The sequence below is a fragment of the Micromonospora sp. CA-240977 genome, assembly GCF_050942285.1.
In the GTDB taxonomy this organism is placed as follows: domain Bacteria; phylum Actinomycetota; class Actinomycetes; order Mycobacteriales; family Micromonosporaceae; genus Micromonospora.
Genome location: NZ_CP192055.1, coordinates 3407387 through 3420703 on the forward strand (window position 1 = coordinate 3407387; position 13317 = coordinate 3420703).

14 protein-coding genes are annotated in these 13317 nt (G+C 73.0%); 3 read left to right on the forward strand and 11 right to left on the reverse strand.

Annotated features, from left to right (window positions below; translation table 11 throughout):
* Positions 1 to 78 precede the first annotated feature (78 nt).
* On the reverse strand, positions 79 to 1266 hold the full coding sequence (dinB, locus tag ACQPWW_RS15550) for a DNA polymerase IV (protein WP_433133345.1): 1188 nt from the start codon (positions 1264 to 1266) through the stop codon (positions 79 to 81).
* Between the two features lie 58 nt (positions 1267 to 1324).
* Positions 1325 to 1762: a VOC family protein gene (locus ACQPWW_RS15555; RefSeq protein ID WP_433133347.1), complete on the reverse strand. Its 438-nt coding sequence runs from the start codon at positions 1760 to 1762 to the stop codon at positions 1325 to 1327.
* Positions 1763 to 1857: 95 nt separating this feature from the next.
* Here ACQPWW_RS15555 and ACQPWW_RS15560 point away from each other — a divergent pair, with 95 nt between their 5' ends.
* On the forward strand, positions 1858 to 2832 hold the full coding sequence (locus ACQPWW_RS15560; protein WP_433133349.1) for a helix-turn-helix transcriptional regulator: 975 nt from the start codon (positions 1858 to 1860) through the stop codon (positions 2830 to 2832).
* On the opposite strand, the gene ACQPWW_RS15565 is transcribed toward ACQPWW_RS15560, so the two are convergent.
* From ACQPWW_RS15565 to ACQPWW_RS15580, 4 genes are all read right to left on the reverse strand, one after another.
* Positions 2727 to 3332, reverse strand: a complete 606-nt coding sequence (locus ACQPWW_RS15565) for a GNAT family N-acetyltransferase (protein ID WP_433133351.1) — start codon at positions 3330 to 3332, stop codon at positions 2727 to 2729. The genes ACQPWW_RS15560 and ACQPWW_RS15565 overlap by 106 nt on opposite strands.
* Positions 3329 to 3868 carry a GNAT family N-acetyltransferase gene (locus tag ACQPWW_RS15570; RefSeq protein ID WP_433133353.1) on the reverse strand — a complete coding sequence of 180 codons (540 nt, stop codon included), beginning with the start codon at positions 3866 to 3868 and terminating at the stop codon, positions 3329 to 3331. Before ACQPWW_RS15570 ends, ACQPWW_RS15565 begins: the two co-directional genes overlap by 4 nt.
* Positions 3869 to 4039: 171 nt before the next feature.
* Positions 4040 to 5614 (reverse strand): glutamate synthase-related protein, encoded by a 1575-nt coding sequence (locus ACQPWW_RS15575; RefSeq protein ID WP_433133355.1) that lies wholly within the window; start codon positions 5612 to 5614, stop codon positions 4040 to 4042.
* Between the two features lie 88 nt (positions 5615 to 5702).
* Positions 5703 to 6812 (reverse strand): peptidoglycan recognition protein family protein, encoded by a 1110-nt coding sequence (locus ACQPWW_RS15580; RefSeq protein WP_433133357.1) that lies wholly within the window; start codon positions 6810 to 6812, stop codon positions 5703 to 5705.
* Positions 6813 to 7044: 232 nt separating this feature from the next.
* On the opposite strand from ACQPWW_RS15580, the gene ACQPWW_RS15585 reads away from it, so the two are divergent.
* Both ACQPWW_RS15585 and ACQPWW_RS15590 read left to right on the forward strand, forming a co-directional pair.
* Positions 7045 to 8169 (forward strand): mechanosensitive ion channel family protein, encoded by a 1125-nt coding sequence (locus ACQPWW_RS15585; RefSeq protein WP_433133359.1) that lies wholly within the window; start codon positions 7045 to 7047, stop codon positions 8167 to 8169.
* Positions 8170 to 8380: 211 nt separating this feature from the next.
* A complete protein-coding gene (locus tag ACQPWW_RS15590) occupies positions 8381 to 9655 on the forward strand; it encodes an MFS transporter (protein ID WP_433133361.1) in 1275 nt (424 codons plus the stop codon).
* 24 nt (positions 9656 to 9679) lie between these two features.
* Here ACQPWW_RS15590 and ACQPWW_RS15595 read toward each other — a convergent pair whose 3' ends face one another.
* From ACQPWW_RS15595 to ACQPWW_RS15615, 5 genes are all read right to left on the reverse strand, one after another.
* A complete protein-coding gene (locus tag ACQPWW_RS15595) occupies positions 9680 to 10066 on the reverse strand; it encodes a VOC family protein (protein ID WP_433133363.1) in 387 nt (128 codons plus the stop codon).
* 54 nt (positions 10067 to 10120) lie between these two features.
* Entirely contained in the window at positions 10121 to 10540 is a 420-nt protein-coding gene (locus ACQPWW_RS15600; RefSeq protein ID WP_433133365.1) for a YchJ family protein, read from the reverse strand.
* A gap of 44 nt (positions 10541 to 10584) precedes the next feature.
* Complete coding sequence (locus ACQPWW_RS15605; protein ID WP_433134363.1) at positions 10585 to 11358, reverse strand: SGNH/GDSL hydrolase family protein; 774 nt, start codon at positions 11356 to 11358, stop codon at positions 10585 to 10587.
* A 66-nt stretch (positions 11359 to 11424) separates the two neighbouring features.
* Complete coding sequence (locus ACQPWW_RS15610; protein WP_433133367.1) at positions 11425 to 12525, reverse strand: magnesium and cobalt transport protein CorA; 1101 nt, start codon at positions 12523 to 12525, stop codon at positions 11425 to 11427.
* A gap of 109 nt (positions 12526 to 12634) precedes the next feature.
* Positions 12635 to 13246 (reverse strand): class F sortase, encoded by a 612-nt coding sequence (locus ACQPWW_RS15615; RefSeq protein ID WP_433133369.1) that lies wholly within the window; start codon positions 13244 to 13246, stop codon positions 12635 to 12637.
* Positions 13247 to 13317: the final 71 nt, after the last annotated feature.

The following is a 13317-nucleotide window of genomic DNA, read 5'->3' on the forward strand; positions in this document are numbered from 1 at the left end:
CAGCCGCTGGTTAAACCGCCGACCTGCTGTGATGTGTCTCTGGTCGCAGCGGTCGCCGGGACACCGCACGCGGATCGGTCAATCCGGCAGCAGCGGCATCTCCACGCCCGGGTCCCGGCCGAGCAGCACCGCACGGGTGAGCGCCGCCGAACCGAACCGATCCCGGACCGCGTCCACCGCGGCATCCAGCTCCGCACCCGGGTCGCTGTGGAACGGCAGCTCCGGTTGCACCGGATTGTCGTCCAGATTGCCCACCGAGACGCCGATCAGGGTCACCCCACGGCGATCTATCTCGGTCAGTGCGCCCCGTAGCAGCGCCCGCGCGGCGGCGAGCAGCGGCGTCGTGTCGGCGGTCGCCTTGCCCACCGTGTGCGAGCGGGTCGCCCGGGTGTAGTCGCCGAAACGTAGTCGCAGCATCACCGTGCGCCCGGCCCGCCCGGACGCCCGCATCCGCCGGGAGACCCGGTCGACAAGCCCGGCGAGGATGGCATCCAACTCCGCCGGGGCGTGCGGGGTACGACTGAGCGCGTGCTGCGCGCCCATCGAACCGCGACGGCGGCCGACCTGCACCGGGCGGGGGTCACGGTTGTGCGCCAACGCGTGCAGGTGCCGCCCGGCGCCCGAGCCGAGCAGGGACACCAACGCGGCCTCGCCCAGCCGGGCCACCTCGCCGACGGTACGGATCCGGTGCTTGCGCAACGTCGCCGAGGTGACCGGGCCGACGCCCCACAGCCGCTCGACCGGCAGCGGGTGCAGGAACGCCACCTCGGCGTCCGGTGCGACAACCAGCAGCCCGTCCGGCTTCGCCACCCCACTGGCCACCTTCGCCAGGAACTTCGTGCGGGCCACCCCCACCGTGATCGGCAGGTGGACCCGTGCCCACACCTCCCGGCGCAGCCGCTCGGCGATCTCGGCCGGCGACCCGACAAGCCGCCGGAGCCCACCCACGTCCAGGAACGCCTCGTCGATGGAGAGCCCCTCGACCAGCGGGGTGGTCTGTCGGAAGATCTCGAAGACCGCACGGCTCGCCGCCGTGTACGCCGACATCCGGGGCGGCACCACTATCGCTTCCGGACACAGCCGGCGCGCCTGTTGGCCACCCATCGCGCTGCGTACGCCCCGTGCCTTCGCCTCGTAGCTGGCCGCGAGGACCACGCCCCCGCCGACGATGACCGGCCGCCCGCGCAGGCGCGGGTCGTCACGCTGCTCGACCGACGCGTAGAACGCGTCAAGGTCGGCGTGCAGGATGTGGGCGCCGGACGACACGTACACATGTTCGCATGGCGTCCGGCGACGACGGCAGTGAGCTGGGCGAACGCCCGGGTCAGTCCAGGCAGAACTCGTTGCCCTCGGGGTCGGCCATGACGAGGTGACCGGCCCCCAGCGGGGGAGCGGGCTCGTGCCGGGCGAGCCGGGTGGCACCGTGCGTGGCGAGCCGTTCCGCCTCCGCTTCCAGGGCCGCCATCCGCTCGTCCCCCGCCAGCCCGGGGGCGGCCCGCACATCGACGTGTACGCGGTTCTTTACCTGCTTGGGCTCCGGCACCCGTTGGAAGAACAGCCGAGGACCCGAGCCGTCGGGGTCGACCACCGCCGAGGCGTCGTTGCGGTGCTCCGGGGGCACACCCATCGCGTCCAGCGCCTGGTCCCACGACTCGAAGTCTCCGGGGGGCGCCTGTATCTGGTAGCGGAGCGCCTCGGCCCAGAACGTCGCAAGCGCGGCCGGGTCGGCGCAGTCGAACGTGATCTGGATGTCGCGGGCCATGTCAGCTCCTTGTTTCCCTGTCTGGTCGGTCATGATCCGAAGCCTCTCGCGGATAGCGGACAGAGTCGTTCCGCTATCCGTGCAACGATCGGCGGATGAGCGTCGAGGCGACCACCGAGCGGGTCCTTCGGCTGCTGGCGCTGCTGCAACGGCGAGCGTCCTGGACGGCCAGTGAGCTCGCTGCCGAGTTGGGGGTCACCAGCCGTTGTGTGCGCCGTGACGTGCAGCGTCTGCGGGTGCTCGGTTACCCCGTGTACGAGACGACGGGCGTGGGCGGCGGCTACCAACTCGGCGCGGGCACCCGGCTGCCGCCACTGCTCCTCGACGACGAGGAGGCGATCGCGACAGCGGTCTCCCTGCGGCTCGCCTCGGGCGGCACTGTCGCCGGGGCGGGCGAGGCGGCGCTGCGGGCGCTCGCGAAGCTCGACCAGGTGATGCCGTCGCGGCTGCGCGCCGAGGTGCGGGCAGTGCACGGCTCCACGGAGACCCTGATCGGCCCGGTGGCCGAGATCGACGCGGAGGTGCTCGTGACTCTCGCACGGGCCTGTCGCGACGCCGTGCGGGTCCGGTTCACCTACGCGACCCGTGACGGCGGCCAGGAGGAGCGGACGGTCGAGCCGGTCCGGATGGTCACGACAGGTCGCCGCTGGTATCTGATGGCCTGGGACGTCGACCGCGCCGACTGGCGTACGTTCCGCCTGGATCGGATGGACGCCGCGGTGGCGACGACCTGGCGGTTCCGGGAGCGCGAACACCCGGATCCGGTCGCCTTCGTGCAGCGGTCGGTGACCGGGGCGCCGTACCGGTATGTCGCCCGGGCGCGGGTGCGCGCCCCGGCCGACCGGGTGCGGGCGGTGGTGCCGCCCCAGGTGGGGCGGGTCGAGGACGACAGCGACGGGTGGTGCGTGCTGGTCGTGGGCGGGGAGAGCCTGGACTGGCTGGCCGCGCACCTCGCCCGCCTGGATTACGAGGTGGAGGTGTTGGAGCCTCCGGAGCTGCGCGAGGCGGCCGGGCTGCTCGCCCGCCGCCTCGCCGCGATGGCCGGGGCGGCGTCCGGGCGCAGCGTGTAGTGGCGTAGCGACACCGGACTGCCGTCGGGGGCGGTCCACGGTGCGGTGCTGACGCCGGTGCACCGCCACCCGGTGCGCTCGTAGAGGGCGGTCGCCGCGGCGTCGCCGGAGGTCACGTCGAGCACCAGATCGGTGCCGCGCGCGCTCGCCCACTGCCGCGCCCGCGCCAGCAGCGCGCCGCCCAACGCCAAGCCTCGGGCGGCCGGCACCACGAAGAGACGAGCGACCTCGGCCGTCGGTCGGGCGGGCAGTCCGTTCGCCGGGCTGGGCACCCGGTGCACCGCGACGTGCCCGACAATGGCCGCGTCGGCGTCGGCGTCGGCGTCGGCGTCGGCGTCGACCGCGACCCAGGCGCGGGCCGGGTGTGGTTCGCGCAGCCAGCGGTGGGGGTCGGCGGGCCAGTTCAGCGGATACCTGTCGACCCGGTGCACCTCGGCGAGCGCCGCGACACATCCGTCGAGGTCGGTGGCGCGCCGCCGGCGGATGCGCGGTGCGATCACAGGTCGTCGAACGGGCGGGCGTAGCGGAACTCGCCCCGGATCGACTCGCGCCACGCGTTCAGTGGCCGTGCCATGAAGTACTGCGGACCCCACGGCTGCGGCGGCGTGACCCCCACGTCGACGGCGGGACGGAACCCGAAGCGCGGGTAGTACTCGGGATGCCCGAGCAGCACCACGAGGGGCTCGTCGCGGGCGTCGGCCGCGCCGAGCACCGCGTGCATCAACGCGCTGCCGACGCCGCGTCGCTGCGCGTCGGGCAGCACGCCGAGCGGCCCGAGGCCCAACGCCACCGGCTCGCCGCCCACCCGGCCGCGGGTGGCCACCACGTGCCCCACCACCTGGCCGTCCGAATCGACCGCCACCAGGGAGTACGCGGGCAGCCAGCCCTCGTCGGCGCGCAGCGCGTCGACCAGGGTCGCCTCGACCGGCAGGCTCTCGCCGTCGCCGTTCCCGTCGCCACCGGTCTTGCCGAACGCGGCGGTGTGCACCGCCCGGATGGCATCGACGTCAGCGGGTGTCTCGCGTCTGATCAGCACCGCGCCACGATACGGGTCTTCCCGGCGACGACTCCACGCGTTTATCCCGCCGAACGTCGCGCCGTGCGCGCTGCGGCGTGTGCCTTGCGTGGTGCGGCGTGCGCCGTGTGCCGTGCGTCCGACACCGCGCCCGACGACGGCGGGCCGCGTCGGGCGTGGTTCGGTCGCGCGTCAGCCGACGGCGGTGGCCGAGGGCGGGGCGCTGCCGCCCTGCGGCGCCTCCGGCGCCATCAGCCGAACGATCTCCGCCCGGTCGCTCGGCGAGGGCAGCCCCCATTCCGGCCGGTAGCCGTACACCTCGTGCAGTGGGGTGGAGCCGGTGCGGCCGTCCAGGATCTCCACGGCGTCCGTGCCGATCAGGGCGGGGTGCTCCACGCCGCAGGCCTCGGCGACCTTGGTCAGGTCGCGGCGCAACGTCCGCAGGTAGTTGGCCGCCCGGACCGACTTCAACGCCGGGTCCAGGCCCCGGGCCAGCCAGGCGTTCTGCGTGGCCACCCCGGTCGGGCAGGTGTCGGTGTGGCATTTCTGGGCCTGGACGCAGCCGATCGCCAGCATCGCCTCCCGACCCACGTTGACCATGTCGCAGCCGAGCGCGAACGCCACTACCGCGTTGTCCGGCAGGCCGAGTTTGCCGCCGCCGACGAAGACCACCTGCTCGTGCAGATCGTGCTCGGCGAAGACCCGGTAGACCCGGGAGAAGCCCTGCTGGAACGGGAGCGACACGGAGTCACTGAAGATCAGCGGTGCGGCGCCGGTGCCGCCCTCGCCACCGTCGATCGTCACGAAGTCCACGCCCCGGCCGGTGTCGCGCATCAGGTTCGCCAATTCCCGCCAGAAGCTCAGGTCGCCGACCGCCGACTTGATGCCGACCGGCAGACCCGTCTCGGTGGCCAACAGTTCCACCCAGTCGAGCAGGCTGTCACAGTCGGAGAACTCGGCGTGCCGGGAAGGGCTGACGCAGTCCACTCCGGCGGGGATGCCCCGGGTGGCGGCGATCTCGGCGGACACCTTCGCCCCGGGCAGCAGCCCACCGAGGCTCGGTTTGGCACCCTGGCTCAGCTTGATCTCCAATGCCCGCACGGGCGCGCCGGCGACCAGGTCCTTCAGGCGGTCGAGGCTGAATCGGCCGTGCTCGTCCCGGCAGCCGAAGTACGCAGTGCCGAGTTGGAAGACCAGCTCACCGCCGTTGCGGTGGTACGGCGACAGGCCGCCCTCGCCGGTGTTCTGTAGACAGCCGGCGAGCGCGGCCCCCTTGTTCAGCGCGGTGACGGCGTTGCCGGAGAGCGATCCGAAGCTCATCCCGGAGATGTTGACGACCGACTCCGGGCGGAAGGCGCGGGCTCGCCCCCGGGCCGCGCCGAGCACCTTCGCGCAGGGCAACCGGACGTCGTGCCCGGCGGTCGGGGTCGACGGCGGCACCGCCCGGCCGAACGTGCGGTGCTTGATGATCGGGTAACCGCGGGTGTGCTCGATGTCGTTGTCAGTGCCGAAGCCGAAGTAGTTGTTCTCCTGCTTCGCCGACGCGTACACCCAGCGGCGCTGGTCACGGGTGAACGGCCGCTCCTCGTCGTTGCCGGCCACGATGTACTGCCGAAGCTCCGGCCCGATCGCCTCCAACAGGTAACGGGCGCGGCCGAGCACCGGGAAGTTGCGCAGCAACGCGTGGTCGCGCTGGATCAGATCCCGCGCGGCGAGCGCCGCGACGGCGGCGGCGACGGCGGGTACGGCTCGACGGGCCCATCTCATGCCGGGAACTCTTTCCGTCCGAACGGCGGATCAAACCGGTGAGCTGGCTGGTGGCGGTGCGGCCGCGACCCGCACCGCCACCCGAGGCTCAGCGGTGCCGGAACGACTCGCGGACCGACCCGCCGACGATCGCGCACCACGTGCTCGTGCTCAGCTTGCCGTTGCGGGGCAGCCCGTGCAGCGCCTGAAGGTCCTGCACCGCCGTCCGGGTGGCGTGGTCGTACGCCCCGGTGACGGTGACCGCGTACCCCTTGGTGGCGAGGATTTCCTGCACCGCCGTGACCGGGGCTCCGCTGGCGTGCTGGTCCAACTCCGGCGCCAGCGTCTCCCAGGTCGGCGGGGTGAGGGTGGCGTCCACGTCCACCGCGATGCCGTTGCGGGCCTGCCAGTCCTGCACGGCTGCCACTGTCGCGGCGTCGAACGTGCCGCTGACGGTCACCGCGTAGCCCCGGTGGGCGAGCAGGTGCTGCACCACCCGGACGGAGGGGGAGTTGACGAAGCGCCACAGGTCCGGCCAGCGGCGCGCGGGCACGTCACCGAGCTTGGTGCCGAGGGCGGCGTGCACCCGCCGCCGCAGCTCCGGGAACTGCCGGTAGAAGGCCGCGCCCGGGCACTGGGTGGTGCGGAAGTCCCAGTGGCCGAAGATGTCGTGCGCGTGCAGCCCGTACTGTCGGCAGATCGCCACGCAGAGCTTGACCAGCGAGTCGGTCAACGCCTCGGGCGGAGTCTCGGTGACGTAGGTGCCCTCGTTCTCGATGCCGATGGCCCGGCCGTTCTCTCCCGGGCAGTGCGCCGAGATCATCTGTCGGTCGCCGGCTTCGAGGCGCTCCAGGCTGCCCCGGCGGCCCTCCAGCACGTAGCCGCCGCGGCTCACCGTGAAGTGCTGGCCGGTGTCCGACCAGCCGTTGCCGTCCATGTGCAGGTCCTGGCAGTCGTGGGCCAGCTTGACCGCCTGCTCGCGGGAGTAGTCGGTGACGTTCGGGAACGCCATGTGGTGCACGATGATCTTGTTGGTGGCGATGGCGCTCACCGAGAGCGGGTCCTTCGGCGGGCGGGCGGCCCACTCGTCGCAGCTGATGATCCAGTCCAGGTCGGTGCCCGGGGCGGCCTGGGCCGCGCCCGGGAAGGCGAGTTCGCTCCCGACGACGGCGACCGTGGCGGCGCCGAGACCGGCCCGCAGCAGCGTCCGGCGATCCACTTCGGAATGGTCGACGTGCATTGCATCTCCTCCTGCGGCCGACGGCGGGGGATGAAAAGTAGCTCCAGTGGCCGCACGCACTCCGGAGAATATTGCCAGGACTCGCCCGCGCGCTAGAGGGTCGGACCCGTGATCCGGCTGAGCGGGCCATCAGTGGCTGGCGTTTCCCCACGTCGGGTGGAGGGTAGGTCGGGGACTGACCATCCCCGGCTGCGCGTAAAGGAATGACCAGATGAGTGACAACGTCAGCGACGCGGTGGGCGACGCCCTCCGCTCGGTGATGCTCTTCCTGCCCAAGGCCGTCGCCTTCCTGGCGATCCTGGTGGCTGGTTGGCTGATCGCCAAGGCCGTGTTGAAGATCGTGGAGAAGATCCTGGAGCGGGTGGGCTTCGACCGCGCCGTCGAACGCGGCGGCATCCGTCGGGCGTTGAGCCGCTCCCGGTACGACGCCAGCGACATCGTCGCGAAGCTCGTCTACTACGCGGTGCTGCTGTTCACCCTCCAGCTCGCCTTCGGCATCTGGGGGCCGAACCCGATCTCCGACCTGCTCGCCGCGGTGATCTCGTGGTTGCCCCGAGCCTTCGTCGCGATCGTCATCGTCGTGGTCGCCGCCGCCATCGCCAACGCGGTAAAGGACATCATCAGTGGCGCGCTCGGCGGGCTGTCGTACGGCCGGGTGCTTGCCACCATCGCCTCGGTGTTCATCCTCGGCCTCGGCGTCATCGCCGCGCTGAACCAGATCGGGGTGGCCACCGCGGTCACCACGCCCGTGCTGATCGCCGTGCTGGCCACGATCGGCGGCATCCTCGTCGTCGGTGTCGGCGGCGGTCTGATCCGTCCGATGCAGAGTCGTTGGGAGTCGTGGCTGACCCGCGCGGAGCAGGAGTCGCAGCTAATCGCCGAGCACGCCCAGGCGTACCGGGCCGGTCGCCGCGACGCCGAGGCCGAGCTGGCCCGCCGGTCGGCCACCACCAGCGGCGCGGAGGCCACCCAGGTGGTGACCCGGCCCGCCGATTCGGAGGCCACCCAGGTGGTGACCCGACCGGCCGATTCGGAGGCCACCCAGGTGGTGACCCGACCGGCCGATTCGGAGGCCACGCAGGTGGTCAGCCGCGATGCCGACACCACCCAGGTGGTCGGCCGGGACGCCGACACGACCCAGGGGGTCAGCCGCGATGCCGACACGACCCAGGGGGTCAACCGCGATGCCGACACGACGCAGGTGGTCAACCGGCGCGACGCCGACACGACCCAGGTGATCAGCACGGGTGCCGGCGGAACGGTGCCCGGGCAGCGGGCCGGCGACGACAGCGAGACCACCACTGTCATCCCGCCGGTCGACCCGAACCGCCGCTGATTCGCCGCGCCGCCAGCGGGGTGGGGTCCGGAAGGGACCCCACCCCGCGGTCTTTTCCCCGGCACGCCGAAAGCGCTCGCCGACGCCGCGGGACGCGGCTAGCATCGCCGACATGACCTGGCGACATTGATCCCGCACCGTAGGCCGAAACCGTGGGCCGCCACGGGCACCGCACGTCCGGTGTCCGTCTCCACTCCCACGGGAAGGCCTCATGATCCACATCGCCGCACGCGTGCCCGACCCGCCGGTTCGCCGGCTGACGACCACCCTCTACGGGTACGCGTTCCTCAGTGACCTCGTGCTGCTCTACCCGCTGTACGTGGTGTTCTTCGCCGACACCGGGCTGTCGGTGGGGCAGATCTCGTCGCTCTTCGTCATCTGGTCGGCGGCGGGCCTCCTGTTCGAGGTGCCCTCCGGCGCGTGGGCCGACGTGGTGTCCCGCCGGCTGCTGCTGTGCCTCGCCCCGCTGGTGACCGCCACCGGGTACGCGCTCTGGGTGTGGCTGCCGTCGTACCCGGCGTTCGCTGTCGGCTTCCTGCTCTGGGGCGCCGGCGGCGCGTTGGTGTCCGGTGCGCTGGAGGCGTTGGTGTGGACCGAGTTGGACCGGCTCGGCGCCGTCGGGCGGTATGCCCGTGTGCTCGGGCGTGCCCGCACGGCGGGAGTGTTGGGCGCGGTGGTCTCCGGGGTGCTCGCCGGCCCGGTGTTCGCCGTCGGCGGGTACCCGGCGGTCGCCGTGGCCAGCGTGCTCGCCTGCCTGCTCGCCGCGGTGGTCGCCGCCCGGTTCCCGGAACATCGCCCACCGGCCGCCGAGCCGACCCGACCGACATCCGAGCGGGACGACGACGATGGTGACCTGGGCTGGTGGGAGACGCTGCGGGCCGGCCTGACACAGGTCCGGACGCGACCGCCGGTCCGGGCGGCGGTACTGCTGGTCGCCGTCGTGGCCGCCGACTGGGGTGCGCTTGACGAGTACACCCCGCTGCTGGCGCTGGACACCGGTGTCGGAGCGCGGGCGGTGCCGCTGCTGCTCCTGCTGCTCTGGGCGGGGGTGACCGTCGGCGGGCTGCTCGCCCCGGTCGGGGAGCGGCTGAGGCACCGGGGCTACGCCGCCCTGCTGGGCCTGGTCGGCGTCGCGCTGGCCGGGGGTGCCCTGCTGCGGCACCCGGGCGGTTTCGTGCTGCTCGCGGTGGCGTTCGGCGCCGCGCAACTGGCCACCGTGCTGGCCGACGCGCGACTCCAGGCACGCATCGTCGGCACCAGCCGAGCCACCGTCACGTCACTGGCCGGGATGGTCACCGACCTGCTGATCATCGGGACGTACGCCGGCTACGGGCTCGTCGCGACAGCGGCCGGCGACGCTGTGGCGTTCGCGGTGACGGCCGGGCCGTACCTCGTCATGGGGCTGGTGCTGCTGTGCCGCCGTCGGCGCGGTGCGGCCGCGCCAACCCTCAGCACCGCGAGCGTCGTGGGCGGCCCCGGCCGATGACGGCCCGGCGGCGGTGCCCGTAGCTCAGCCGGCCAGGTGCAGGAACGACCACTGGTGGCCGTCGAGGTCCCGGAAGCCGCGCATGTACATCGGCCCGTTCGCCGTCCCCGGCCCGAGCGCCTCCCCGCCGGCGACCGCGGCCCGGTCGACAAGCTCGTCGACCTGCTCCCGGCTGCCCACCGACAGGCCGACGATGACCTCCCGGTTGGTTGCCGTGTCCGTGGTGGCGACGCCGGTGTACGTCTCGAAGGCCGAGCGGAGGTGCAGCATCAGTCGGGTGCTGTCGGAGATGGTGAGCATCATGCTGTCGCCGTCCGGCTCGGTCTGGTCGCTGGTGAAGCCGAGCGCCTGGTAGAACTCGGCGGCGGTGGTCAGGTCCCGCACCGGCAGGTTGATGAATGTCATGGTCATCGGTGGTCTCCGTTCGCCCCGAGCCTACGGCAGAGTCGACCGCCGGCGCAGGAATCAGGGCAGGTCGCCGTCGAGGTAGACCCATCGGCCGTCCTCGCGGACGAACCTGCTGTGTTCGGTGACGGTGCCGGGGCGGCCCGCGTCCCGGTAGTGGGCGTGGAACGTCACGGTGCCGGCGGTGTCGAGCAGGCCGCCCCGCTCGGTGTCGATGATCTCCAGCCGGGTCCACCGCTGCCCCGGGCTCAGCTCAAGGTCCTCCGGCCGGGTCGAGGAGTGCCAGCTGCGCAGCAGGTAACCGGTGTCGCCCAGGGCGAAGGCGCTGAACCGGGAGCGCATCAACGCCTCGGCGGTCGGCGCCTGCGCGTCGCCGGCGTGCACGGGCGCGCAACAGTCGGCGTACGCCTGGCCGGAGCCGCACGGGCAGGCCGGCCCCGTCGTCGTGCCCGCCCGTCGTCGTCCCGCGCCCTTACCCACGTCGCCATCCTGCCGCACCGCCGAGCGACAGCGACGGCGGGCCGTCACCGGCCCAGCGCCACCGGCAGGGGCACCGGCCGTTTCGCGACCCGGTCGTCCCCGGACGACCGGCCCCGCAGGTGCCGGACCAGCCAGGGCAGCAGGTGCCGGCGGGTCCAGGCCAGCTCGGCGCCGAGCACCTCGGCCCGGCGTCGCAGCGGTGCCGGCGGCAACGGGACCTTCCAGGAGTCGTCGAACCCGGGCAGACCGACGGTGTACGCCAGCGCGGCGGCGATCCGCTCGTGCCCGGCGCTGTTGGCGTGCAGCCGGTCGTCGCTCCACAGCCGGGGATCGGAGGCGACCGGGAGGGCGCCCAGGTCGACGAGGGAGGCGCCGGTCCGCGCGGTGGCGGCCCGCATCGCCTCGTTGAGGGCGAGCATCCGACCCCGCAGCGGCCGGGCCAGGGGCATCACGGTGGCGGGATCCGGCATCGTGAACGTCAGCACAGTGGCGCCCTGCCCGACGAGCGCCTGCTGCATCGCCGCGACATCGCCGGCGACCTGGTCCGCGTCGAAGGACGGGCGCAGCACGTCGTTCATGCCGGCGACCACGGTGGCCAGGTCGGGTGCGAGGTCGAGGGCGGGCTGGAGCTGCTCGGCCCGGATCTGCGCGGTGGTCCGGCCCCGGATGGCCAGGTTCGCGTAGTCCAGGCCGCCGCCCTGGGCGCGGGCCACCGCCAGGGCGAACCGGTCGGCCCAACCGCGGTAGCCACCCGCCTCGTCCGGGTCGTCGAGCCCTTCGGTGGTGCTGTCGCCGATCGCCACGTACCGCTGCCACATCACGGGTGCGAGGTTAGCCGCTGCCCGCCCGGCGCCGCACGCCCCGCGGTGGGAGCGGGAACGTGATCAGAGCCAACCGGAGCGGCGGAACAGGCGGTACAGGCCCAGCGCGACGACAGCCATCAGGGTGAGGGCGCCCGCGTAGCCGTAGCGCCAGGCCAGCTCGGGCATGTGGTCGAAGTTCATGCCGTAGATGCCGGCGATGCCGGTCTGGGTGGCCGCGATGGCCGCCCACGCCGCGATCTTGCGCATGTCGTTGTTCTGTTCGACGGCGAGCTGTGCCAGCCGGGACTGCACGATCGAGGTGAGCAGATCGTCGTACGCGGCGACCCGGTCGACGGCCCGCCCCAACCGGCCGTCCACGTCGACGAACCAGCGGTGCAGGGCGCGTGGTGGGCCGTCGGGGTCGAGCAGCGTCCGCATCGGCGCCTGCAAGGGCAGCACCGCCCGTTTGAATTCCACCACCTCCCGTTTGAGCTGGTAGATGTGCTGGATGTCGGCACTGCGGTCGCGGGCGAACACCGCCTCCTCGACCCGTTCCAGGTCCCGCTCCACGTGCCCGGCCACCTCCAGGTAGGAGTCGACCATCCGGGCGCAGACCGCGTACGCCACCGCCCAGGGCCCGGCGGCCAGCAGCGCGGGACGGCGCTCGATGTCGGCGCGGACGCTGCGCAGCGCCCCGGCGGCGCCGTGCCGCACGGTGATGGCGAACCGGTCTCCGAGCAGCACCATCACGTCCCCGGTGTCGATCACCTCGGAGGTGTCGGTCAGCTCGTCGTGTTCCACGTACCCGGCGGTGCGCAGCACCAGCAGCGTGACCGGACCGTGCCGCTGCACGGTGGGCCGGTGCCCGTCGGCGAGCGCCTGCTCGACTGTCAGTTCGTCGAGGCCGAAAGTCTTGCCCACCGCGGCGAGCACGGCCGGCCCCGGGTCGTGCAGGCCCAGCCACACGAAGGAGTTTCGGCCGTGCCGCGCCCGGGCGTACGCGTCGGCGTAGTGCCGCTGGCCGGGCTCGCGCCGACCGTCGACGTAGACGGCGCAGTCGACCACCGCGTCCGGGTTGGACCGGCGTGGGGTGGGGGAGTCGCCCTCGGCCCGGCCGAGCAGTCGACGGGCCAGCGCGCGTACGCCTCGACCCGCCCGGTCCCGTACCGGTTGCTGACCCACCGCGTGCCTCCCCGTCGTCCGCGCACCACCCCGGTCACGGTGCCCGCAGGGATGGTGTCACCGCATTCTGCCGAGCAGGGTCCGGCTCGCGACAGGCGGGCGACGGTGCTCAGGCGGTGCGGGTGGCGAAGACGACGACGTTGTCGACGTAGTTGCCGGTCGTGGCGTCGAACCGGCCGCCGCAGGTGATCAGGCGCAGTCCGGCGGCGTCCGCCGGGCCGTAGACCAGCGTGGTGGGAAAGTGCTCCTTCGGGTACGCGCGGACGTCGTCCACTGTGAACGTGGCGACCTGCGCGTCGGCACGGGTGATCTGGATCTGCGCGCCGCTGCGCAGCCGACCGAGGTTGAAGAAGACCGCCGGACCGGCGGGGGAGTCGACGTGTCCCACCAGGACCGCGTTGCCGGTTTCGCCGGGGCTGGCCCCGTGCCGGTACCAGCCGGCGAGGGTGGGCCGATCCAGTGGTGGCACCTCCAGCACGCCGGCGGCGTTCGCGCCGACCGGGACGACCTCGGCGCGTACGTCGATGGCGGGGATCCGCACCCGGACCGGCGCGGCGCGGGGCAGCGGTGCCAGGTCCGGTGCGGGGTGGGTGCGACTCGGCGCGTCGGCCGGCGGTCGTGGTGGCCGCGTCGGGTCGGCGGTGAGGCCGACGGTGATCAGCCCGAGTCCTGTCACACCGAGCAGGGCCACCGCGGCCGGTAGGGTCCGCCGCCACCACACGTGGGCACACCTCCGTAGGGCATCGTCGGGGTGCCCGCGCCGGTGTCACCGGTGCGGGCACCCGTCCTCAG

What these genes read in the sequence shown, in the direction of transcription:
- ACQPWW_RS15555 (WP_433133347.1), bottom strand. Translation starts at nt 1,762, where the DNA reads ATGGCCCGCGACATCCAGATCACGTTCGACTGCGCCGACCCGGCCGCG.
- ACQPWW_RS15560 (WP_433133349.1), top strand. Translation starts at nt 1,858, where the DNA reads ATGAGCGTCGAGGCGACCACCGAGCGGGTCCTTCGGCTGCTGGCGCTG.
- ACQPWW_RS15575 (WP_433133355.1), bottom strand. Translation starts at nt 5,614, where the DNA reads ATGAGATGGGCCCGTCGAGCCGTACCCGCCGTCGCCGCCGCCGTCGCG.
- ACQPWW_RS15585 (WP_433133359.1), top strand. Translation starts at nt 7,045, where the DNA reads ATGAGTGACAACGTCAGCGACGCGGTGGGCGACGCCCTCCGCTCGGTG.
- ACQPWW_RS15590 (WP_433133361.1), top strand. Translation starts at nt 8,381, where the DNA reads ATGATCCACATCGCCGCACGCGTGCCCGACCCGCCGGTTCGCCGGCTG.
- ACQPWW_RS15595 (WP_433133363.1), bottom strand. Translation starts at nt 10,066, where the DNA reads ATGACCATGACATTCATCAACCTGCCGGTGCGGGACCTGACCACCGCC.
- ACQPWW_RS15605 (WP_433134363.1), bottom strand. Translation starts at nt 11,358, where the DNA reads ATGTGGCAGCGGTACGTGGCGATCGGCGACAGCACCACCGAAGGGCTC.